This window comes from Mucilaginibacter sp. CAU 1740 (genome assembly GCF_039839285.1).
Lineage (GTDB): Bacteria > Bacteroidota > Bacteroidia > Sphingobacteriales > Sphingobacteriaceae > Mucilaginibacter.
Genome location: NZ_JBDOQS010000018.1, coordinates 75,446 through 100,841, shown reverse-complemented (window position 1 = coordinate 100,841; position 25,396 = coordinate 75,446). Strand labels below are relative to the sequence as shown.

At 45.6% G+C, this 25,396-nt stretch carries 7 protein-coding genes; 5 read left to right on the top strand and 2 right to left on the bottom strand.

Features of this window, described 5'->3' with window-relative positions:
* The first annotated feature begins 301 nt into the window (after positions 1-301).
* Genes AAFN85_RS29350 through AAFN85_RS29335 form a run of 4 tightly spaced genes read left to right on the top strand, consistent with a single transcriptional unit; the run spans position 302 to position 16,560 of the window.
* Positions 302-13,228, top strand: coding sequence for a gliding motility-associated C-terminal domain-containing protein (locus AAFN85_RS29350; RefSeq protein ID WP_347531534.1), 12,927 nt, complete (start codon positions 302-304; stop codon positions 13,226-13,228).
* Positions 13,225-14,220 carry a PorP/SprF family type IX secretion system membrane protein gene (locus AAFN85_RS29345; RefSeq protein ID WP_347531533.1) on the top strand — a complete coding sequence of 332 codons (996 nt, stop codon included), beginning with the start codon at positions 13,225-13,227 and terminating at the stop codon, positions 14,218-14,220. The genes AAFN85_RS29350 and AAFN85_RS29345 overlap by 4 nt, the downstream gene beginning before the upstream one ends.
* 10 nt (positions 14,221-14,230) lie before the next feature.
* Positions 14,231-16,186 (top strand): OmpA family protein, encoded by a 1,956-nt coding sequence (locus AAFN85_RS29340; protein WP_347531532.1) that lies wholly within the window; start codon positions 14,231-14,233, stop codon positions 16,184-16,186.
* 26 nt (positions 16,187-16,212) lie between these two features.
* The gene (locus tag AAFN85_RS29335) at positions 16,213-16,560 is read left to right on the top strand and encodes a hypothetical protein (RefSeq protein ID WP_347531531.1); all 348 of its coding nucleotides are present in this window, start codon (positions 16,213-16,215) and stop codon (positions 16,558-16,560) included.
* Between the two features lie 351 nt (positions 16,561-16,911).
* On the opposite strand, the gene AAFN85_RS29330 is transcribed toward AAFN85_RS29335, so the two are convergent.
* Both AAFN85_RS29330 and AAFN85_RS29325 read right to left on the bottom strand, forming a co-directional pair.
* Positions 16,912-18,252: a polysaccharide deacetylase family protein gene (locus tag AAFN85_RS29330; RefSeq protein ID WP_347531530.1), complete on the bottom strand. Its 1,341-nt coding sequence runs from the start codon at positions 18,250-18,252 to the stop codon at positions 16,912-16,914.
* 147 nt (positions 18,253-18,399) lie between these two features.
* Positions 18,400-18,684, bottom strand: a complete 285-nt coding sequence (locus tag AAFN85_RS29325; RefSeq protein ID WP_347531529.1) for a hypothetical protein — start codon at positions 18,682-18,684, stop codon at positions 18,400-18,402.
* A 13-nt stretch (positions 18,685-18,697) separates the two neighbouring features.
* Here AAFN85_RS29325 and AAFN85_RS29320 point away from each other — a divergent pair, with 13 nt between their 5' ends.
* The gene (locus AAFN85_RS29320) at positions 18,698-25,234 is read left to right on the top strand and encodes an alpha-2-macroglobulin family protein (protein WP_347531528.1); all 6,537 of its coding nucleotides are present in this window, start codon (positions 18,698-18,700) and stop codon (positions 25,232-25,234) included.
* Positions 25,235-25,396: the final 162 nt, after the last annotated feature.

The window sequence follows — 25,396 nt, the reverse complement described above, 5'->3', positions numbered from 1 at the left end:
ACCCCTGGGGTAACGGAGTTTTTTATTTTATGTGGTTAAACAGATATTGGCACCTGTTTACCTACACCAATAATACGTATGTTTTTTGCATTTGGATTTACGATTTGATCAAAAACATATTCCGCGTAGTTGTATTTCCGGAATGAATAAAATGAACAAAATATTATTAGCGAACAAAATGAACTAATAGTAATAAATACTGAATAATATGGCCGGGGTAATGTTTAATGAATGAAAAGCCACGTTGAGTTTGATTTAGCTTGATTTAGCTTTACTGCATAGTTCTAAACATCTATGCCTTATGAGAAACCTCGCCTTCCCTAAGAACGCTTTATTGGTGTTATTTATTTTGTTGGCTTCGTTTAATATTAAATATGCGAATGCACAACGCTCATACGCCACCAGTGAACAACATGGAGCCACCGGCGTTGCCTGTGTTGATTGTATTGTTGTAAATCCAACAAATGCCTCAGATGGTAATGTACAAACATACTCGTCGTTAAACGTAGTAGTTGGCGTTGCCGCTCAAACTTATCAAACCCTTATTTTTGCGGCCGCTAAAACCGCGGGAACGCCGGTTACTGTTAAGCTGGGATCAGGCGATAAGCTTTTAAGTTTAACAGCCCTGGGCGGAGTTTACCTTCAGGCATACAACGGTAATATAGCTATCGGAACCCCCGTAGCTGTAGCCACATTGTTAACGGCGTTAAGCAATAACAACCAGGTTGAGGTAAGCATAGCGCCAACACAGGCCTATGATAGGATCAGGGTGACCGTAAATGGCGGATTGGCCGGTGTTTTGGCTAATACTTATTTGTATGATGCTTTTACAACCACAACGGGCGCTGCCAATTGCAGCGCGGCGATAGATGAATTACACGGCATATCATCGGCCTTACTTGGTTTAGGGGCCAATTTAGGCGGGGTTGCCAATCCGCAAAACGCTATTGATGGCGATATCAATACGGCATCAACATTAAACGCAGGGGTAGGTTTGTTGGGCGCTTATGCCCAGCAGACCATTATTTATAGTAATCAATCAGTAATTGGCGATTCGATCAGGATGACCTTATCCATTCCGCAAGCGCTGATCGATGTAGGTTTGCTATCTAATATATCGGTAGCTACTTATTTAGGCAATACTTATAACGGTGATCAGACACCAGTAAACGCGTCGCTTTTAAACCTTCGTTTACTTGATCTGAGTAATAACAGGCGAAAAGTAACCGTAACTTTTGCACCAACCAAAGTTTTTGATAGGGTACAGCTTACCTTGGGTGGAGTAGCCAATGTGCTCTCGACCCTTGATCTGTATGAGGCAGTTCGCCTTATACCGCGCCCGGTGGCCAGTATCAATGGCATATTAGGAACAACAGCCCTGATCTCTCCCGAAAACAAAGCAACATTAACTGTAGGTGCTGTGGCTAATACCACTTTTCACTGGTACACCCAGGCTACAGGTGGCACAGCCGTGGCAACGGGAGCATCATATACAACCCCGGTTTTAAATGCCAATACTACGTATTATGTTTCGGCTTCACGCACCGGTTGTACCGATGAATCGGAACGGACACAGATAACACTAAATGTAGGCAACCCGGTTACACCACCGGTTGTGCCGTCAGGGATACGTACTTATGCCAACGCACAGCAGTTTGGTACGGGAGGTTTGTGTATAGGATGTACAGTGCTTAATCCGAGTAACGCTTCGGACGGCAATGTTCAAACCTATTCTACCTTTAGCTTACCGGTTGGTGTTGGGGGACAAGTTTATCAAGATTTGACCTTCCCTGGCGGAACAAAACCTGCCGGTACGCCGCTTTCGGTTAAATTAGGTTCAGGTGATAACCTGCTGAATTTAACCGCGCTCGGTGGGATTACTGTTCAGGCTTATAATGGCAATACACCTGTTGGTAGCCCGGTTTCGGCAGCTACTTTGGTATCCGTACTAAGCAATAATAACCAGGTTGAATTGAGTTTTGCTCCAACCGGGGCCTATGATAAAGTAAGGGTTACGCTGAATGGCGGATTGGTTGGTGCCTTAAGCAGCCTTTATTTATATGATGGATTTGTAACTACCGCTGGTGCCGCTACCTGTAACACTGCTATTGATGAATTACACGGCATATCATCAGCCTTATTGAATTTAGGGTTAAACGTCGGCGGTGTGGTAAATCCGCAAAACGCTATCGATGGAAACCTGAACACAGCATCTACATTAAATGCAGGTGTTGGCCTGTTAGGAGCATATGCGCAGCAGACTGTCATCTTTTCTAACCCATCAGTAATTGGCGATTCGGTGAGGATCACTGTATCTGTACCCGAGGCCCTGTTACAGGTGGGTTTACTGGCAGGGTCATCAGTAAATACCTATTATGGTAATACTGACAATAATGATCAGGCTTTTTTAAGCTCATCATTGCTTCAGCTTCGTTTACTTGACTTGACAGGTACCCGGCGTAAAGTGGTGATCACTTTTGTACCAACTAAAGTTTTTGATAGGGTACAATTGAGATTAGGCGGCGTAGCTAATGTGCTTTCAACGCTCGATCTGTACGAGATACAACGCGTAATTGCCAAACCAATTATTAAAATAAACAACGCGGTATCAACCAATGCCAGCATCTGTACCGGAACAACCGCTACGCTTACTGCTACCGCGGTGCCTAACACAGTTTTCCACTGGTACACCCAGGAAACAGGCGGATCGCCGGTATTTACAGGAGCAGCTTTTACAACACCTGTTTTAACCGCCAATGCCACTTATTATGTTGCGGCCATGCGTGCAGGATGTACCGATGAATCGGACCGAACCAAAGTAACCGTAACTGTAAACGCTGTACCGGCTGCCCCGGTTATAGCCACCAATACTGTTAGCGTTTGTTCAGGGCAAACCGCTAACTTTGCCGCCACCAGTGTAGCCGGCGTTACCATTAATTGGTATAGCGCCGCTACCGGCGGTACTTTGCTGCACACCGGCGACACTTACACTACAGCCGCCATCACAGCAACAACAAGTTTTTATGCCGAAGCTGTGGTAATAGGTGGCACCTGCGCCAGCGCAACGCGTACCAAAGTAACCGCTACTTTGAGCGCTCCGCCGGTTGCCCCAACACTTACTGCTGCTAACGTTACTATTTGCAGCGGCAACGTGGCAACTTTAGCGGTGAGTAACCCGGTTGCAGGTATCACTTATACCTGGTACACTGTGGCAACAGGTGGAACACCGGTATTTACAGGGCCAACCTACACCACTGATGCTTTAACAGCTAACGCTACTTATTATGTAGAAGCTGTAAACGCTACAGGTTGCAGCAGCGCCCAACGTACAGCAGCTACGGTAACTGTAACCCCGCTGCCCGCAGCGCCAACAGTTTCAGCTGCTAACGCTAACCTATCCGCAGGGCAAAAAACAACTATCAGCGTAACTGCTCCGCAGGCGGGTTTAACCTATAACTGGTATACATCGGCCAATGCGGCTTCATCGATATTTACAGGTACCAGTTTCGAGACACCATTATTATATACTAATACCACGTACTACGTTAGCGCGGTTAATGCTACCGGTTGTGCCTCATCAACCCGTACCGCGGTTACCATCAATGTAACTATCAATACCAATGCGCCTTGTACCTTTGCCAATCAGCAAACCGTAACTGTAAACGGGCTTTGTATTGGATGTACCGTTACCAACCCTGCTTTAGCTACCGATGCGGATACTACCACGGCATCAACCATTAATGTACTGGCTGGTTTATTGGGCGGCAATGCTCAGCAGGAACTTCGCTTCCAACAGCCGGGCTTTGCAGGTGATACTATCAAACTGGTATTGCAAAATCCTAATGGATTACTTGGTGCAGCCGTGTTAGGTAATATAGGCGTAACGCTTGCCAATGGCACTACCACCACAGCCAGCTATCAACTTAATAATGGCCTAATAAAAGTATTCCTGCTTGCAGGCAGCTCAAACAAATACGCGGTTTACATCCCTGCAACCGGCGCTTATGATAGGATCACTATCAGTATCAACTCGGGCGTGGCCAGTTTATTAACACCGCTTAATATTTACTATGCTTCACAGCAGTTCCCGAAACCTGTATTTAACCCAACCGCTCCCGAAATTTGTAAAGGCAGCAGCGCGGTAGTGAATATTACATCACCTGCTAACGGAACATTTACCTGGTACAACGCCCCAACCGGCGGCACCGTAGTTCATACAGGCTCATCATTCTCCACCCCGGCATTAAATGCCAATACTACTTATTATGTAGAATACACCCGCGGTAGCTGTGCAGGTACTGTAAGGTTCCCGGTTACTATTTTGGTTGATGATGTACCTGCCGCACCGACTGTTACCGCGCAAAATGTAACCATCACCAGCGGCCAAACAGCCACCTTAAATGCAACTGCCAGCAACGGAGCAACTATACAATGGTACGATGCCGCCACCGGTGGAAACCTGGTACATACAGGTAACCCATTCACAACTCCTGTCTTAACAGCAAATAAAATTTACTACGCCGCCACCGCTTTAGGCAGCTGCGTATCTGCTACCCGCACCCCGGTTAATATTACCGTACAGCCTATAGTTATTCCTACAGTATCGGTAACTCCGCCTACCGTAGCACTTAATGCAGGCCAAACAACTTCATTTACTGCTACTTCAACTACGCCTGGCGTAACCTTTAACTGGTTTACTACGCCAACCGGTGGTACAAGCATCTTCACCGGCGCTACTTATACTACACCTCCGCAATTTGCCAACACCACTTATTATGCCGAGGCTACCGTAACTGCCACCGGTGTTAAATCAACCACAAGGGCTCCAGGCGCGGTAACTATCAACAACCAGGCTTCAAGCCCGGTACCTTGCGATGCCGCTATTGACCAAACTAACACTACCAGCGGTTTACTGTGCGTAGGTTGCGCGGTGCTGAACGCAGGCGGTGCTGTTGATGCGGATAGAAATACTTTCTCGCAATTAAATGTGCCGATAGGGTTGGTAGCATCATACGCCAGCCAGACTTTACGTTTCGCCAACGCAGGTATTGCCGGGGATAGTGTTGTGGTAGAGTTAGGCGTTCCGGGAACCTTGGCCAGTGTAAGTGTGCTATCACAGATCCAAATAGGTACTTATAATGGTGCTACCTTTAATAACGATTACTTCAGCGTAAATGGTTCGCTCATCAATATTCAATTACTAAGCGGAACAAATCGTTTCCGTGTGGCCTTTAAAGCAGCCAACGCTTTTGATAGGGTAGAGGTTAGATTGAATGCCGCCTTAGCCGGAGTGTTCAGCGCATTGAATGTGTATGATGCTTCACAATCGGTAGCAGCGCCGGTTATATCGGCTACATCAGTTGCTACCTGTTCAGGCTCGCCGGTAACTATTTCTGCTACTGTGCCTGCTAACGTAATTGTAAAGTGGTACACCTCGGCCACCGGCGGCACCGCTGTTGGTACAGGTGCGAACTTTACCACACCTGCCTTAACCGCTTCTACAACCTATTATGCCGAAGCAAGCCGCAGCAGTGATGGTTGCGTACAAACCGTACGTACACCGGTAAATATCAATGTTACTACAATCCCTACCGCGCCGGTAGTTGCCACACCAAACCAAACCGTTTGCGCAGGGCAAACCACTACTTTCAACGTAACTCCGGTTAGCGGTGTAACCTACAACTGGTACAGCGCCGCAACCGGCGGCACTTTAGTGCACACCGGCAATAGCTTTACTACGGCCGCTATCAACGCTACTACCAGCTACTATGTTCAGGCAGTATCTGGTGGAAGTTGCGTAAGCACAACCCGTACACAGGTAACCGCTACCTTAGCGCCGCCGCCAACCGCTCCAACATTGAGTGCTACAGATGTAAGCATTTGCGATGGCAGCGTAGCAACTTTAGCGGTAAGCAACCCAGCTGCCGCTACCACTTATAACTGGTACACTACCGCTACCGGAGGTACACCTGTATTTACCGGCCCAACTTATACTACCGCAGCATTGCATAGCAACACCAGTTATTATGTAGAAGCTGTTAACGCGGGCGGCTGTACCAGCGCTACACGTGCTCAAGCTAACGTAACGGTAGTTCCCCTGCCTGCTAACCCAACTTTGGCTGCCAACAACACATCGGTAGCTGCAGGGCAGAAAACTACTATCGGTGTTACTAATACCCAAACAGGAGTTAGCTATAATTGGTACACATCGGCCAATGCCGCCACACCTGTATTTACAGGTACTACCTTCCAAACACCTTTATTATATAGCAACACAATTTATTATGTAAGCGCGGTTAACAGCACCGGTTGTACATCGGCCAGCCGCACTTCTATCACTATTAATGTAACTATTAACACCAACGCGCCTTGTACATTCGCCAACGCGCAAACCGTAACGGTGAATGGTATTTGTATAGGTTGCGGGGTTGATAATCCGGCACTTTCTACCGATGCTGATACAACCACCGCTTCAACTATCAATGTTTTAGCAGGATTGTTAGGCGGATACGCGCAACAGGAACTCCGCTTCCAGCAACCAGGTTTTGCTGGTGATACCATTAAATTGGTATTGCAAAATCCTAATGGCTTGTTAAGTGCTGCAGTGTTGGGCAATATCCAGGTAACACTATCTAATGGTGCTACCCAAACCGCAAGCCTTGCTCTTAACAGCGGCCTCATCAAAGTTTACCTGCTGGCAGGCAGTTCAAACAAATACGCGGTGTATATTCCTGCAACCGGCGCTTACGATAGGATCACTGTGCGGATCAACTCGGGCGTAGCAAGCGTGCTAACCCCGTTAAATATATATTATGCTGCACAACAGTTTCCACAGCCAGTATTTAACCCAACTGCTCCCGAAATTTGTAAAGGCAGCAGTGCGGTTATCAATATCACCTCACCAGCTAACGGAACATTTACCTGGTACGACGCTCCAGTAGGCGGTACTGTGGTACATACCGGTACCTCGTACACTACTCCGGCTTTAACTGCCAATACTACTTATTATGTAGAGTACAGCCGCGGTTCATGCGCATCTACCGTAAGATTCCCGGTTAGTGTTATTGTAGATGATGCTCCGCCCGCTCCAACTGTTACCGCTCAAAACGTAACCATCACCGCCGGACAAACAGCTACTTTAAATGCTACCGCCAGCAATGGCGCAACCATACAATGGTTTGATGCCCCAACAGGCGGCAACCTGCTGTTTACCGGTAACCCATATATTACCCCGGTATTAACGGCCACTAAAACTTACTATGCAGGTACCGCATTAGGTAATTGCGTATCGGCCACCCGTACGCCGGTAATTATCACCGTGGTACCTGTGGTGATACCTGATATAAACGTTAACCCGCCTACAGTTACTGTTAGTCCGGGCCAAACAACATCGTTCACTGCATCATCAACCACTCCGGGCGCTGTATTTAACTGGTTTACTACCCCAACCGGCGGTACAACCATATTTACAGGCGCTACTTATACAACCCAGCCCCAATTTAATAATACTGTATATTACGCCGAATCGAGCATCCCGGCAACGGGTGCTAAATCGGCCACAAGGGCTACCGGTATAGTTACCGTGAACCAACAAGGTACCAATCCTGTACCTTGCGACGCCGCTATTGATCAAACCAATACCACCAGCGGTGTACTTTGCGTTGGTTGCGGTGTGCTCAACGTGGGCGGATCTGTTGATGCCGACAGGAATACCTTCTCTCAATTAAGTGTACCTGTTGGTTTATTGAACGCCTATGCAAGCCAGACTTTGCGCTTTGCCAACACAGCTATTGCTGGCGATAGCGTAATTGTTGAGTTAGGAGTTCCGGGAACATTGGCCAGTGTAAGCGTACTATCTCAAATTCAGATAGGTACTTACAAGGGCGCTACCTTTAATAATGATTATTTTAATGTAAATGGCTCGCTGATCAACATCCAGTTGCTAAGCGGTACCAGCCGTTTCCGCGTAGCCTTTAAAGCAGCCCACGATTTTGACAGGGTAGAGGTGAGGTTGAATGCTGCCGTAGCAGGCGTATTCAGTGCGCTGAATGTTTACGATGCCTCACAATCAGTACCTGCTCCAGTTATTGCCGCTTCGCCGGTTACTACTTGCGCAGGTTCGCAGGCTACACTTACTGCTACGGCTCCGGCTAATGTAACTGTAAGGTGGTACACATCAGCAACAGGTGGTTCACCAGTATTTACCGGTGCAACCTTCACTACACCGGCCTTAACAGCCTCAACCACTTACTATGCCGAAGCCAGCCGCACAGCCGATGGTTGTTCGCAAGCTGTACGCACACCAGTACAGGTTAATGTTACTCCGCCACCGGCCGCTCCGGTTGTGGCAGTGCCTAATACTACAGTTTGCTCAGGCCAGCCAGCTACATTTGCTGTAACCGCGGTTAATGGAACAACCTATAACTGGTATTCGGCAGCTACCGGCGGTACTTTAGTACATACCGGCAATACATTTACTACCGCGGCCTTAACCGCCACAACATCATACTATGTAGAAGCGGTTAACGGCGGTCAGTGCAGCAGCAGTGCCCGCACCAAAGTAACAGCTAATGTTACCGCTACCCCTGTCGATCCAACTGTTTCGCAGGCCAGCACACAAACCTGCTCCGGTTCATCAGTTACTTTAACTGCTTCATCAACTCAGCCTGGTGTTACCTTTACCTGGTACACAACTGCTACCGGTGGTACTCCTGTACATACCGGTGCACAGTTTGTAACCCCGGCTTTAACTGCTAATACATCATACTATGTTGAGGCTTCAACAGGTACCTGTACAAGTGCCAACCGTGCCAAAGCCGATGTTATTGTAAACCCTGCCCCGGTAGCACCAACGATTACCGTGAACGCGGCAGGCGGTCAGATCACTTCCGGTCAGACAGCGCAACTATCTGCCACATCAACAACTGCTAATGTTACCTTTAACTGGTACTCATCGGCTACGGGCGGCACCGCGGTACATACAGGCGCAATCTTTACTACGCCAGCTTTAACTACTAATACTACTTATTATGTGGAGGCGGTATCAAACGCTACAGGTTGTATCAGCACAACCCGTACGCCGGTTACCGTAATTGTTAACCCAGTATTCTCAACTTCCTGCGATTTTGCATCAACCCAAACTAACAGCGTAAGCGGCGTGGCCTGCTTACTGTGCGGTGTAACAGGAGGCGATAATTCGGTTGATACTGATACTACCAACTTTAGCCAGTTAACACTTGGTGTTGGCGCGGTAGGCTATGTTGGTCAGAAGATGATTTTTGGCGATGCTGGTCTGGCGGGTGATACCGTGACTGTGAAAATTAAAGTTCCGGTTAACCTGGCATCGGTAGGGGTGTTAAGTCAGTTACAGATAGGTTCATTTAATGGCAATACCGATAATGGTGACCGTATAGCGCTGAGCAGCACTGCCATCAAGATCACTATACTGGCAGGTGGCCAAACAGCCCTGGTTAAATTTGTTCCGAAAGCCGCATACAACGCGGTTGAGGTTCGCTTAACCACCACGGTATCGTTATTCAATTCATTAAATATTTACTATGCTACCAAGCAGGTGCCTATCGCGCAGCTTACAGCTAAAAACGTTAATATCTGCGCAGGCAGCAGTGCTACATTTGCTGTGGCTAACCCCGTTGCAGGTGTTACCTATAAATGGTACTCATTAGCTGCGGGTGGTACGTTGCTGCACACAGGCAATACTTACACCACAGCTGCATTAAGTGCTACAACTACTGTTTATGTAGAAAGTAGCCGTACATCAAATAGCTGTCCTAATCCTAACAGGGTTGCGGCTACCGCCAACGTTACACCAGCTCCTGTAAACCCTGTACTTGCTCAAGCAGCGGTATCAATTTGCTCTGGCGATGCTGTTACGCTTTCGGTAACTAACGCAGGCGGTGCTACAGTAAACTGGTACGATGCGCCAACCGGCGGTACTTTAGTATTTACCGGTGCTAACTACCAGGTTTCGCCTATAGCTACAGTAAGCTATTATGCTGAGTTGGTTAGCGCGACTTGTACCAGTCCGTCGCGCACGCAGGCTACTATTACGGTAAATCCTCGTCCGGCTGCACCGGGTGTGCAATCTGCTAACGTACAGGTTTGTCCAGGCAGTACAGCTATACTTGCCGTGCTGAACCCTGTGGCAGGTGTTAACTATGTATGGTATTCGGCCGCGACAGCTGGAACAGCATTGCATACAGGCAATACCTATACAACAGCCGCTATTACTCAAGATCAGACGTTTTATGTAGAGGCTGTAAACGCCACTACAAGCTGCTCAAATAATGGTGCCCGTACCTCGGTAAATGTTACCGTTACCAACCAGTTAACAGCTCCGGTGCTGAACGCGGCTACAACAACAGTGTGCAGCGGCGGTACAGCTACCTTGAGCGTTCAAAATCCGGTTAATGGTTTAACTTACAAATGGTACACAGCGGCAACCGGCGGTCAACCTGTATTTACAGGCTCAAGTTTCACCATCAATAATTTAACTGCCGATGCATCATACTTTGTTGAGTCATCAAACAGCTCGGGTTGTGTAAGTGATACCCGTGCCCGTGCAGATATCACGGTAACACCTATACCAAACGCGCCACAGGTACAAGCCAGCGCGGGCGGCCTGAATATCTGCACAGGCGAATCAACCAGCCTGAGCATTGTTAACCCGCAAACAGGTGTGGTTTACCGCTGGTACACCGCGGCAACTGCTGGTACATTGTTATTCACCGGTACGCAGTTCAATACTCCGGTGCTAACTGCCAATGCAACTTATTATGTAGAGGCATCGCAGGCAGGTAACTGTAACGCTTCAACACGCACAGCAGTTACGGTAACGGTGAACCCAATGCCGGCAGATCCGGTACTGGCATCTGCCAATACCCAGGTTTGCTTAGGCTCTCCGGCTACGTTAAAAATTCAATCACCTGTTGCAGGTATCACTTACCAATGGTTTAGCGATGCCGCGCAAACTACCAAGGTGTTTGAAGGCACAACCTACGTAACTGGGCCAATCACTGCCAACACTACTTATTATGTAGCAGCGGTTAATGCTTCGGGTTGCCAAAGCGCAAACCTTACTTCGGCACAGGTTACTATCCAGGCTGCTCCATCGGTACCGGTGGTAGCTAATGGTACTACTACAGTACAAACCTGTGTTAACAGTAATGTAACTCTGAATATTTCAAATTCGCAGGCGGCCCTAACCTATAATTGGTACAGTGCTGCAAACGGCGGTACTCCATTGTTTACAGGTGCAAGCTTCACCACCCCGGCATTGGCAGGTAACACCACCTACTATGTTGAGGCTGTGAACAGCACGGGTTGTACATCAACCGGCCGTACTTCGGTAGCTATCAACGTAAATCAAATTCCAACACCACCAACTGTAACAGCGCAGGGGGGCGGCAATACCGTTGTTTGCTCGGGAGGTACTATTACATTAGTAGCTACCAGCACAACCCAAGGTGTAAGCTTTAACTGGTACACTGTTGCAACAGGAGGCCAACCGGTATTTACCGGCGCAACCTATACTACGCCGCCAATTACCGCAGCTACTACTTACTATGTAGAAGCCGTGAACACCGGTAATTGCGTGTCAACCACACGCACCGCGGTACAGGTAACCATCGGTAACACCACCGCGCCAACGCCACAGGTTGACGCCGCCGACCTATCGGTTTGCCAAAACAGCGCAGCTACCATTCACATTACTAATCCGGTTGCTGGTACTGCTTATAACTGGTACTCGGTAGCAACAGGTGGAAGCTCATTGTATACTGGTACAGCATTCACCACACCGGCATTATCGGCTAATACCACTTATTACGTTCAGGCTTCAAACAGCCAAAACTGTAATGCTTCGGCAAGGCTGGCGGTTAACGTGGTGATAGTTCCGCAGCCAAATACGCCTGTGCCAACCCTGGCTAATGTGCCGGTTTGCGTGGGCGGAACAGCCGTATTATCGGTACAATCGCCGCAGGCTGGTGTTATTTATAAATGGTACAGCAATGCTACCCGTACCAACCTGTTGTTTACTGGTCCGACTTATAACACTGATCCTATCCAGGCAAATACAAGGTTCTATGTAGATGCCAGCAATGGTTCATGCTCAAGTTCATCTGTTGCAACCGTACAGGTTAGCGTGGTTGCTCCTCCATCGGCACCGCTGTTGGTTAGCAATGCGGTTAGCGCTTGCGTTGGTGCACAGGCTCAGCTGAGCATCTCTAATCCGCAAAATGGCTTTACCTATAACTGGTACACCAGCGCATCGGCAACTACCCCGGTTTATACAGGTACAGTATTTACTACACCTTCCATAGCTGCCACCACCAGTTACTATGCCGAAGCTGTGAATGCCACAGGCTGTTCATCTACATCACGTACATCGGCTACGGTTAGCGTTATCGCTTCGCCGGGCGCGCCTACTGTTGATGCGCCTAACGCGGGTATCTGTCCGGGAAGTACTGCTACGCTTAATGTAAGCAACAATAACAATAACGCAACCATCAGGTGGTACACAGTGGCTACCGGCGGAACTGCAATAGCAACCGGTAACAGCTTCACTACACCGGCGCTTAATCAAACCACGACCTACTACGTCGAGGCTTCAAACGCCAATGGTTGTAACTCGGGTGTGCGTACCTCGGTAACGGTACAAGTACTGCAAAAACTGGATTCTCCGGTTGTGAGTGTTGGCGAAACCACACCTACTACCATCACCTTTACATGGCCTGCCGTTCAGGGTGCAACAGGATATGAGATCAGCCTGAATAATGGTTCAAACTTTACCAGTGTGGCCAATAATTTAAGTTACCAGGTAACCGGTTTGCAACCACAGCAAAGCGCCACCATTGTGGTGAGGGCATTAGGTTCATCAGCTTGCCAGTTGAGCGATAATTCGGCAGCGGTAACCGGTACCACTACCAATCCGTTGGGCAGCAGCATCTTTATCCCGAATGCCTTTAGCCCTAACGGGGATGGTAATAACGATATCTTCCTGGTATTTGGCAACCAGATCAAGGGTATGAACATGTCGATATACGATCAGTGGGGTGGATTGCTCTTCAAGTCGGTCAACCAGTCGGCCGGATGGGACGGAACATATAAGGGTACGGCACAGCCGGTAGGCGTTTACGTGTACTACGTTGAGGCAACGCTGACAAACGGAGAAGTGATCAAAAGAAAAGGAACTATCAATCTACTACGATGAGAAATAAAATCACAATTGTAACCCTGTTGCTGCTTATGGCAGCGGCAGGACGGTTATCAGCACAAGTTGATCCGCATTTTTCACAATACTACGCGTACCCTTTATGGCTTAACCCTGCACTAACCGGAGTTATAAATGGCGATTCGCGCGTAAACGCCAACTTTAAAAGCCAGTGGGCCAATATCAATAATGCCTACCAAACGGTGGCGGTATCTGCCGATATGCGCACTACTGATAAGGTAAGCTTAGGTGTAAATATCCTCGATCAATCATCGGGTGGGCATAGTTTCAACTACCTGAGTGCTTACGGCGCTTTGGGCTACGCGATCTCTATCTCGCAGGATGGTAACCAGCGTTTAAGCTTTGGTGTTCAGGCCGGTATCATCAATCGTAGTTTTGATATGAACAAATTACAGTTTGGCAGCCAGTACAGCCCGGTTGGCGGTTTCGATCCTAATATGCCAAGCTTCGAGAACTTTAATACGACCAACAGCACCGTATTTGATGCCAACGCCGGGATCTTTTATTACGATGGCGATCCGTTTAAATCGGTTAACGCCTTCGGTGGTGTGAGTGTTGGTCACCTGTCAAGGCCAAGAGATGCTTTCTCTGCCAATACCAAAGGCAAGATCCCATTACGTTACACCGTTCACGGCGGTTTCAAGATCAAAGCTTCCGACTTTTTTGACCTGGTACCTAACGCCGTTTACATCAAACAGCAAAATGCCGATATCAAAGGCCTGGGTGCATATTCCGAATTTAAATTTCAGAACGATAATGGTTTGATAGTGGGCTTTTTATACCGCTTTAAAGATGCCGCCGTGGCCGATATCGGATATCACGTAAAGAGCCTCATTATCGGGGCCAGTTATGATGTAAATACCTCATCGTTAAACCGTGCAACCGGTGGTAATGGCGGTATCGAATTGTCGCTCAGTTATGTATTCCGTAAACGCATCCAGGAACCAGAGCCCGTTTGCCCAAGGCTTTAAACGCTAAACCATGAAAATAACCATTATAACCATTGTATTATCGGCCATTACATTAAGCTGTTTTGGTCAGTATGGTAAGAATTTTCGTAACCTGGGGGATAGGGCTTTTGCTGAGAAAGATTATTACGAAGCCGCTTACTACTATCGTAAAGTTGCCGAAGGTATGAACCTGTTGCAACGCCAGGAGGTACCTTTCCAAACCATGAACAAGGCAACAAAGAAGGATAAGCCTTCGGATGCTACCTATGTAAGCTACCGTTTGGCCGAATCGTACCGTCTGTATGAAAACTACATAGAAGCCTTACCCTGGTACAAAAAAACTGTAGAAGCTCCCGATGCCTCAACTTATCCGTTGGCCAGTTTGTGGTATGGTGTAACCTTAAGGGCAACCCAACGCTTTGATGATGCCATTACTCAATTACAACAGTTTTCGGCAAGCTATCAGCAAAATGATGATAACAAGGCTTTGGCGCAAAGGGAAATCGTAAACTGCAATTTTGCTAAGGAGCAATATAAATATCCGCAGTTATTGGAGGCTACCAAGCTGAAAGGAGATTGGAACTCTGATGGATCAGACTATGCCTTACTGCAAACCGGCGACAAGTTTATGTTCACTTCATCGCGCTTTGCTAAGGATGATAAAAAGCACATTAACCGCATTTACACCGCTGATGCTTCGGGCAAGCCAGTGCAGATCAAACTAAAAGATAACAATCAAACTAAAGAGACCGAATACGGCACGCCGTCGTTAAGCCCTGATGGCAAGCGTATGTATTTTACCCGCTGGTACAAAGAGGGGAGTAAAACCTACCATGATATTTATTTTACCCAATTACAGGATACTACCTGGCAACAGCCACGCAAATTAGGTAGCAATGTAAATGCTGATGGATATAACGCCATTCAACCATTTGTTACCGCCGATGGTAAGCGACTATTTTTTGTATCGAACAAACCGGGTGGTTTTGGTGGCGATGATATCTGGGTAAGTGATCTGGGTGATGATGGTGATGCTACCAATGCTGTTAACCTGGGCAGCATCGTGAATACTTCGCGCGATGAGCAGGCTCCTTATTATAATGCTGATGAGAAGCGCCTGATCTACAGTTCGAAAGGTTTTGTTGGTTTGGGTGGATTTGACTTTTTTGAAAGTAAGGGAGATGCCACCAGCTGGACCGCCCCGGTAAACATGGGCTACCCCATGAACTCGCCTAAAGACGACCTGTACTTTATGCCCGATAACAAGGATAAAAGCAAATGGTACATCAGTTCGGACAGGGAATCAGATTGCTGTTTGAACCTGTTCGAGGTGCATGATAAGCATTTCATTTTAACCGGTATAGTTACCGATTGCGAAACCCGTAAACCGCTGGCTGGTGTTAAAGTGAGCTTTGTTGATTCGTTGGCTAAACAAACTTTAAAAGAGACAACAACAGGTGCCGATGCACGGTACACGTTTACCGTAACCTCAAAACGGCCATATAACCTGAAGCTTGAAAAGGCGGGTTACTTCACCAAAATATTGCCTATCCCAACAAGTGGACAAATGAGCAACGATACGTTGTACAGTCCGGAGATCTGTTTGCAGGCCTTTGAAAAAGACAAGCCTATCGTAATTAAAAACGTGCTTTACGATTTTAATAAAGCCACGCTGAGGCCCGAGTCGAAAACCGTGCTAAATGAGCTGGTAGTTATCATGAAAGATAATCCTAAGATCATAGTACGGTTAGGCGCGCATACCGACTCGATTGGTAGCGAAAAATATAACCTCAAGTTATCACAAGCCCGTGCGCAAGCCTGCGTGGACTATATCATTTCGCAAGGCATCGCTACCGAGCGCATCTACGCTAAAGGATATGGAAAAAGCATGCCAATAGCACCAAACTCGTTGCCAAATGGTAAGGATAACCCCGAAGGCAGGCAGCTAAACAGGCGTACAGAATTTACAGTAACAAAAACAGAGTAATCATTAATTAACCTAAGCATTAACTTATGAAACAGTCAGCAACATTTCACCGTCCGTTTTTAAGAACTAAAGGATTTTCAACCTTTCACATTCACATTTTCGAACTGATACTGCTTGGCAAAGCCAATCGTGAAATTAACCGGCTGATGGGGTACACCCCCAAATCGCACATGGTGGTTGACCACTCGCGCCAGGTAATGAACAAGTTGCTTTGCTACGAGGGCTTGTGCAAAAAGGACTATAAGGATAGGGTAGTGTACCCACGCAAATACCAGTTTTGGTGGAAAAAACTGCTGGAAAAACATAAGTATATGCTTACACAGAAAGCCATAATTCCGGAGTATTACGATGAAACTATAACTCCCGGACTATAAAGATAATTGGGCATATTTTAGTTGATATGCCTTAGGGTTGCAATGGTTAGTACAAGCCCTGCAGATGAATTTCTGTGGGGTTTGTTTTTTGGAAACGAGATAATGTTTTAATAAAGAAACGCTGTTCGAAGTTGGGAAACTTCGGGGATATGAGAGATAGCGAGTTTGATAAATACTCTATCTCTCATATTCCCGAAGGGCGTGTCCCCACGCCCGATTGCATGCTTTGCGACAAGAATCACCAGGCGGTAAAATTCGCTGTCGTGGAGACACGACAGCGTGGTGTAAAGAAATAATCCCGTGCTGTTCGAAGTTAAAGGCTTCGAACAGCGAAATAAAGTACTTGTCACCCTAAGCTTTTGTTAACGTTATCACTCCAATATTAGGCAGCGCCTGATAAATCACATAAGTGCCTTGGTCATCTTTATCCACTTTAACTTTTACGCTCTTCTTCCCCTGTAAAACCTTAACCGATACCCAACCCGATGCCACATACGTTTTAAGCGTTACCGGCAAATAATACATTTTGCTATCCAAAGTATGGCTCACCTTAACCTGTACACTATTGCCTGCCACGGTAGCTGCCGCTTTACCATGTTCACGTTCGCGCATGTAGCGGGTCACGTCACCAAAAGTGGCTATCCAAAGTTTATCGTCTTTACTTTTAATGTACCTGAAATACTCGTCGAGCAAGGTGCTGGGCAAGGCTTCGTACCCCATTCCGTCAATACCGTGGAAAACCAGCACCAGCCAGGTATTTGTATGGGTAAGAGTGGTATCAACCCAAAGTTTCATCATCGGTAACGGCGTTTTGGTGGTTGCGCCACGCTGCCATTGAATATAATCCTTATCTGTTGAGCCGGGCGATTGTTTGCTGGCGCGATCAATTTCTTTTAGCCATGGTTCGGGCATACGGTTGCGTAAGGCGGGGTATATTTTAAGGGCATAACTCATTACACGGTCGTTTTCAAAGCCGTAAGGGCATTCGGCCGAAAAGGTGTGTTTGGGGCCGAGCTGCGCCAGGATATCTGCTTTGCTTTTCTCCAGTTCCCAAAGCAGGTTAGGCTCATCGAGGCCGGGCATACTGGGGTGGGTAATGGAATGACTTGCAAATTCATAGCCCCGGGCGGCATCTTTCCTGAAATCATCCCAGGTTGATCCTACCGATTGTTTAAATTCATCGTTAGGCTCATAGCCGGGTTTTAATTCGCCATTGCGCGCTTTGGCGTAAATATCATCCAATATTTTAAACGCTTTTTCTTTTTTACCGCTATCGTATAAGCTGCCCGCCTGTGTGTGTGCGGCAATGGTGCCCATGTAGCCTAAATAACCTGTAGCCGAACATCGCTCAAAAAAGTTTTGATCATTAGTTGGTATAGTAGCCGACTCTTTAATGATCTCCTTAACCGGCCGGCCGATAAACCTTCCGTGATATTTTGAGCCGGGGATGGAACCGGTGATAATGAAAAACGTGGCTGGCACTTTAACTTTATCCATAACGGGTAAGGCTTTCCTGAACTGATTCATCGAACCGTCATCGTAAGTAATGGATACAGCGCCAGTTTTGCCGTATTGCCATTTGGTTATTTCGGTAGTGCCAATTTTGGTTTGGGCGTGGGCAGGTAGGCTTTGCAGGCCTATCAGCGCTGCAGAAAGCAAGGTTTTTACAGGTTTATAATTGGTGGTGATCATAACTAAAATTAACTTTTTAAATTAATTTACAAAGTAATATTGCTGTTTCAATTGGCTGGATATGAGTGGTTCATCGCGATTATGGAAAAATGAGTGAAGCAGCATCTTTTAAAGGAGAGTCTCGCAAAGACGCTAAGGTTTTTAAGGTTAATAGTTTGAGATTTTGAGCACGCAAAGGCGCAAAGACGCTAAGGTTTTTAAGGTTAATAGTTTGAGATTTTGAGCACGCAAAGGCGCAAAGATTTTTAAGGTGAATAGTTTGAGATTTTGAGCGCGCAAAGACGCTAAGGTTTTAAGGTTAATAGTTTGAGATTTTTTAGCGCGCAAAGACGCTAAAGCGCAAAGGTTTTTAAGATGAATAGTTTGGATTTTTAAGTTAGGTAGGCGCTTCAGCTCGATAAGCTTTGCGGCTTTGCGTCTTAGCGTGCGCAATAACTGTTAAAAAATGCTAAATTTTATGCTGATGGATATTTTATATCTTGTTCTGTCGTTAAAACATCAACCCAAACCGTTAACCTGTATGTTATCACGCTTTATAAAAATCGGTACATCTGTTCTCTTTTTATTGTTATCTGTCAGCATAAAAAATGCTTCGGCACAAAGTAAGTATGATGCTATTGGTTTTAAAATAGACTCGCTTGCCGCCGTTGGTTTGCCCAAATCAGCATTAAAAGAGGTTGATAAGCTGGATAAGCTTGCTCATAGCGAGAATAATGCTGCCCAGCAGGTACATGCGGTTATTTACCGGATGACTTTTCAATCGTACATTGAAGAGAATGCACTGGTTGCAATCATCGCCAAATTAAAAGCGGATATTGCCAAAGCCGGGTACCCGGTAAAGCCGGTGTTGCAATCTATGCTGGCCGAAATGTATTGGAATTATTATCAGCAAAACCGGTATCAATTCAGGCAACGAAGTCATCTTGAAAAGCAGGGCGATGACTATACCAAATGGGACCTGCAATCCATCATTGCCGAAGCTTCGCGCTTGTACAATCTTTCGCTTGCTGATGTTAAAAGGGAGCAGGAAACGCCCATAGGCATACTGGATGGCGTGTTAAAAGGAGATAAAAGTATTCGCTATTTGCGACCAACACTTTACGACTTTTTGGTGCAGCGGGCGTTTAACTTTTTTTTAAGCGATGAGCCAAATCTGATCAAGCCCAAATTGCCTTTTTCGCTAAATGATGTCGCTTTTTTTGCAGATGCTCGTTCATTTATCAATGTAAGGGTCAAAACTACTGATACTGCCTCAATCTGGTACCAGGGAATTAAATACCTGCAACAGGCTACTGCTTATCATCTGAACCAAAACGATCAGGAAGCGCTTGCCGATCTCGAAATGCAACGGCTTGGCTTTTTGTATGGAAATTCGAAATTAGAAAAAGTGGATTCACTATATCTGCAAGCTTTAAAAAATATAGCAGCTAATTATGCAACTAAACCAATAAGCGCCGAAGCTTTGGTGCATATAGGCCTCTATTACCAGCAAATTGATAGCCTGGTTGTTGCTCGTGGTTATTATGAAAAAGCAAAAGACGCTTTTCCTAATAGCATCAGCGGAAAAAACGCGGCGGTTTATATCAAACAAATAGAAACAAAAGTTTTATCGGCCCAGATTGAAAATATATCGGCTCCCGGTAAACCACTCTTGGTCAGTTTGGAATATGGGAATTTGAAAAAAACAAAATTCGCAGTTTATAACCTTACTAACGATTTGATGGGCCAGCTTAAAATAGACGGGGAGCTGGACGAAGGAGAAGATATCAGGCTTAGAAAAGAAACATTTGATATCATAACCAAATTAAAACCCGTTGAAAGCGGCGAACTGCAGTTACCCGAAGTAAATGATTACCGCAGCCATAGAACAGAATTTAAAATAGCACCATTACAGCCCGGCAATTATATTTTAATGATTGATGATGCTTTGCCAAAGCAATCGCCGTTAGCCGGCCTGGTAAGGTTTAAAGTAAGTGGACTTGCCTATGTAACCCGGCAACGGCCCGATGGAGTAAAAGAAGTGATAGTGTTGGACCGTGACAGTGGCGCGCCGCTAAAAGGTGTTAACGTTAATGTATACAACACTTTTAATGATAAAGGAAAGGTGCTAAAAAATGCCATTAGTAACGGCGTATCCGATGCCGGGGGCAAATTTACTTTCACATGCCGGGGGAGTTACTATACAGTAGAGCTTTCCGCTGGGATGGATAAATTAACAGGTAAAAATAATTATGTGAACGAAGCATTTGAAACCTCTCAACCCAAAGCAGAACCTATTGAACATACCATGTTGTTTACCGACAGGCAGATATATCGTCCCGGACAAACAATTTATTTTAAAGCACTACAGATAAGTACTTTTAATAATAAAAGCAGCATTGTGCCCAATAAGCAGGTTAATGTTAGCTTGGTTGACGCTAACAGGCAAAAACTGGACAGTGTTAATATCAAGACTAACGAATACGGTACCGTAGCTGGTTCGTTTATTATCCCTCAACAAACGCTTGGTGGGCTAATGTTCCTGACTACAGATCATGGCGGCGCATTAATCCGTGTGGAGGAATATAAGCGACCAACCTTCCTGGTATCGTTTTCGCCGGTGAAGGAAGTTTACCGGTTTAATGACTCGGTTCGTGTAAAAGGGAAGGTGACGGCTTTTTCTGGTTATGGCCTTTCAGGTGCTAAAGTTGCTTATCATGTTAAGCGGATGATGATCTATCGTCCGTATTATTTAAGAACGAGAAACACCGATTTTAATGGAGATGATCGAGAAGCCGAAATTGCATCGGATACCATTAAAACCAGTGATAACGGCGAATTTACGCTTGCTTTTAAAGCTTTGCCGGGCGATGGGAAACTTCCTGATATGTACAGCTACAGTATCGCCGCCGATGTAACGGATGGCAGCGGCGAAACCCGATCGGCCAACACTGTAGTTAAAGTAAGCAATAATGTGTTGGATCTGGATGTGACAGTGCCAGAACAGTTATCTACAAGGGATAAAACCGAGATTCCCATAAAATTAACCAATATAAACGGCGAACCGCAAAGCGGCGTGTTGAATATAAAAGTTTATTCTTTGGCCCAACCTGTCGGAACATTCAAAAAACGATTATGGGATATCCCTGATCAGTACCTGATGAGTGCCGCGGAGTTTAAACAGGCTTTTAACGGATATGCTTATAAAAATGAAGACGATAGTAAAACCTGGCCGATAAATAAAACGGTTATTGATGCAGATGTTAATGTGAGCGATTCTATAGGTAGTCAGCTTAATTTGGCCGCGTTAAAACAACAACTTACCGGGGTTTATAAACTGGTTATAAACGCCAAAAGCAGTAAAGGTGATACCACCTCGCAAACCTATTTTATTAAGCTTAATGCTGATGTTGGGCAAGCTACAGATTTGGATAGCTGGATAACTAACATTAACAGCGATGTAAATAAAGCAGGCGAAGCGGCCGAATTTTGGTTAGGCATAAGTAGGGAATCGCGCATCCTGGTTGAGCAATACGAGGGTGCTAAGATGCTGTCGGCTCAATGGCTTACGGTGGGAGGAACTCATCAGCAGCACTTAAAAATATCTGTACCTGCAACGGCTAAAAATAACTTTACCGTACAGTTTTTAATGTTGAATGATAATCGCTTATACACGTTATATAAACATATCAATATAAAAGATAGTACCCAAGCGCTTAATATCCGCTTGCTTACGTTCAGAAACAAGCTGCAACCCGGCGAAAAAGAACAATGGAAATTACAGGTATCAGCACCAGGTAACGAAAAAGAACAAGCCGAACTGCTGGCCGGCATGTACGATGCCTCGCTTGATGATGTAGCCCTTCCACAGAGCTGGAATCAGCAGTTGCCGAAATATGGGTATAATCCTGATTATTTTAACTGGAGTGTCTATTTCAATTTTGTAAGGGCTGTTTATACATCTGCTTTTAGAAATAATTTATATTACAGTGAGCCTGTTTTGAGCTTTAATTATGAAACTCTTAACTGGTTTGACTATAGTTATTTTGGAGGCGAAAATTATGGATACAATACCTATCTCGAATCTGTAAAAGAACATCAAAAAAAACTTGCAAAAGATAAACAGATTGAAGCCGGCTTTATCCGGAACGCGGCACTTATTAAAAATGGCTATGTTGTAACGGGTAGGGTTATTGATGGTTATAACGCACCTTTGCCTGGGGTTAAAATTACAATTAAGGGATCGGATATCAGTACGTTGTCTAATTCGTTCGGGTATTATAAAATCAAAGTTCCAAAAAGCTCTACCCTGGTTTTTAGCAGTAAGCTTTTACCAACCAGGTATATGAGTCCGCCTGTAAATGGGTATGTACAAATGAGCTTTAAAAAGCCAACGCGGATAAGAACGAACGGAAAAGATTTTATGGCGGCCGATGTTACCAACGAAATCAGGATTAATGAACCGGTAGGGAATAGCGATGTGCAAACAGTAGTAGCAGCGGATATGGCTTTCGCTCCTCCTGCTGTAGATCAATCGAGAAAATCGTATGGATTCATGGGCAATGGTCCTAACAAAGTAATAATGCGGGAAATACGAACTAAACCGGGTATGATGTATGATAAAGAAGACTTTTTGCGACGTGTTGAATTGTTTTCCAAACCAATAGTCCCACGCAAAAACTTTAACGAAACCGCTTTCTTTTACCCCCAGCTTCGTACTGATGAAAAAGGGGAGGTGTTAATTGAATTCACTATTCCAGAGGCGCTTACTAAGTGGAAGTTCCGGGCATTTGCACATAATAAACAATTGCAGTTTGGCTATACCGAGGCCGAAGTTGTTACCCAAAAACAATTGAGCATTAATGCTAATATGCCCCGTTTTTTAAGGGAAGGCGATACGGTTGCCGTTTCGGCCCGTTTGGCAAACCTTACAACCGAACAGTTGAAAGGAAAGGTTGATTTACAGCTTTTTAATGCCATTAATATGCAACCAGTATCATTATTAATAAACAAGGCTGATGCACAGCAGAAGTTTGAAATAGATGGTTCATCAACTAAGTCTGTTTCCTTCAAACTGGTGATCCCTGCCGGGTTAGATGCATTAACATATCGCCTTACCGCGGATGCCGGCAAGTTTACCGATGGTGAAGAGAATACGATCCCGGTTTTGCCAAACAGGATGCTGGTAACCGAAAGTATGCCTGTGAGGGTAAGGGCAGGCCAAACTAAAACATTTAATTTCGAGAAGCTCATCAATCAAAACAGTACTACTCTGCAAAATAAAACGCTTACACTCGAATACACCCAAAATCCGGCCTGGTATGCCGTGCAGGCTATTCCTTATATGATGGAGTTTCCTTACGAATGTTCAGAGCAGTTATTCAGTCGTTATTATGCTAATAGCTTAAGTACCGATCTGATAGCCAAAATGCCGGTGATCAAACAGGTGTTTGACCGCTGGAAAGATGGCGACAGTAAAGAGTTGCTCTCCAATCTCGAAAGGAACCAGGAATTAAAAGCTACACTTCTTGAAGAAACCCCATGGCTACAGTCGGCAATAGGCGAATCGGAACAAAAGAAAAGGATTGCCCAGCTTTTTGATCTCAATAAAATGAGTTATGAAATGAAGGCTAACCTGGATAAGCTGAAGCAAAAACAACTACCAAATGGTGCCTTCCCATGGTTTGGGGGCAATTATGCCGACGAATACATAACCCGCCACGTTTTAGAGGGGATAGGACAATTAGTTCATTTAAACATAGCATCGGCAAAGGATAGTAAAGACCTGGCGGTTATAGGTAATAAAGTCCTTGCTTACATGGACGGGCAACTATTAAAGGAAGACAAAGAAGCCAAAAAGCAGAAAAAATATGAGTCGCGTGATATTGGTGCCGATGAAGTACACGCCTGGTATGTGCGTAGTTATTTTACAGGTAAGTCCTTAGATGCTGAAATGAAAGCGGTGTTTAATAACTATTTAAAACGCGCCGAAGATCAGTGGGTAACGCAAAATATTTATCAGCAAGGTATGATAGCCCTCACTATGGCACGTAACGGTAAACTGCCGGTTGCTAAAGCTATCGTTAAATCGCTGATGGAAACGGCCCAACAATCCGATGAGATGGGAATGTATTGGGGCAAAAACCTGTTAGGCTATTACTGGTACCAATCGCCTATTGAAACGCAGAGTTTAATGATCGAACTGTTTACCGAAGTTGGTGGAAATGCCAAATTGGTTGAAGAAATGAAGATCTGGCTGATGCGCAACAAGCAAACCAATAACTGGAAAACCACCAAAGCAACGGCCGCCGCTGTTTACGCGCTGCTATTAAAACAAGAAAACTGGTTGAAACCACAGCCATCATCCGAAATAAAAATAGATGGCAAGCTACTTTCTGATTTGAAACCCGGTACAAAAGCCGAAGCCGGTACAGGTTATATCAAAACAAATTGGACCGACGAACAAATAAAACCCGAAATGGGTAAAGTTGAGGTGAAGAATAATAGCTCATCCATAAGCTACGGCGCTGTGTATTGGCAGTACCTGGAGCAAATGGGTAAGATCACACCATCGAAAACAGATATCCAGCTTGAACGAAAATACTTCATCAAAAAACAAACTGATGCCGGCCCGGTATTGCAGGAAGTAGATGCTGCACATCAACCCAAAACCGGCGATCTGCTTAAAGTAGTAGTATACCTGAAAGCTGGTCGTGATTATGAATATGTGCAATTGAAAGACCTTCGCCCGGCTGGGACGGAACCGGTTAGCGCACTATCGGATTATAAATACCAGGATGGTTTGTGGTATTATCAGGTAACCAAAGATGTAGCAACAAACTTTTTTATCAGCCAACTTAGTAAAGGAACTTATGTATTTGAATATGAGTTGAGGGTTGCACAGCCAGGCAATTTCTCAACAGGGATAACCAGTATCCAATGCATGTACGCCCCGGAATTCAATGCCCATGGCGAGGGTAAGAGGGTAATATTTAAGCCATAAAGATAAAAGCACGCAAACCGCTTTGAATAAGCTTAGCGGTTTTGCGTGCTTTTATTTTTTATTGCATACTTAAATCAGTTTTATATATTTGCTGCACAACAAAATGACAGCAAGTTTAAAACATAGCACCTGGGGATACCCTATTCCCGTTAAGCAGGCTTT

What these genes read in the sequence shown, in the direction of transcription:
- AAFN85_RS29350 (WP_347531534.1), top strand. Translation starts at nt 302, where the DNA reads ATGAGAAACCTCGCCTTCCCTAAGAACGCTTTATTGGTGTTATTTATT.
- AAFN85_RS29345 (WP_347531533.1), top strand. Translation starts at nt 13,225, where the DNA reads ATGAGAAATAAAATCACAATTGTAACCCTGTTGCTGCTTATGGCAGCG.
- AAFN85_RS29340 (WP_347531532.1), top strand. Translation starts at nt 14,231, where the DNA reads ATGAAAATAACCATTATAACCATTGTATTATCGGCCATTACATTAAGC.
- AAFN85_RS29335 (WP_347531531.1), top strand. Translation starts at nt 16,213, where the DNA reads ATGAAACAGTCAGCAACATTTCACCGTCCGTTTTTAAGAACTAAAGGA.
- AAFN85_RS29330 (WP_347531530.1), bottom strand. Translation starts at nt 18,252, where the DNA reads ATGATCACCACCAATTATAAACCTGTAAAAACCTTGCTTTCTGCAGCG.
- AAFN85_RS29320 (WP_347531528.1), top strand. Translation starts at nt 18,698, where the DNA reads ATGCTAAATTTTATGCTGATGGATATTTTATATCTTGTTCTGTCGTTA.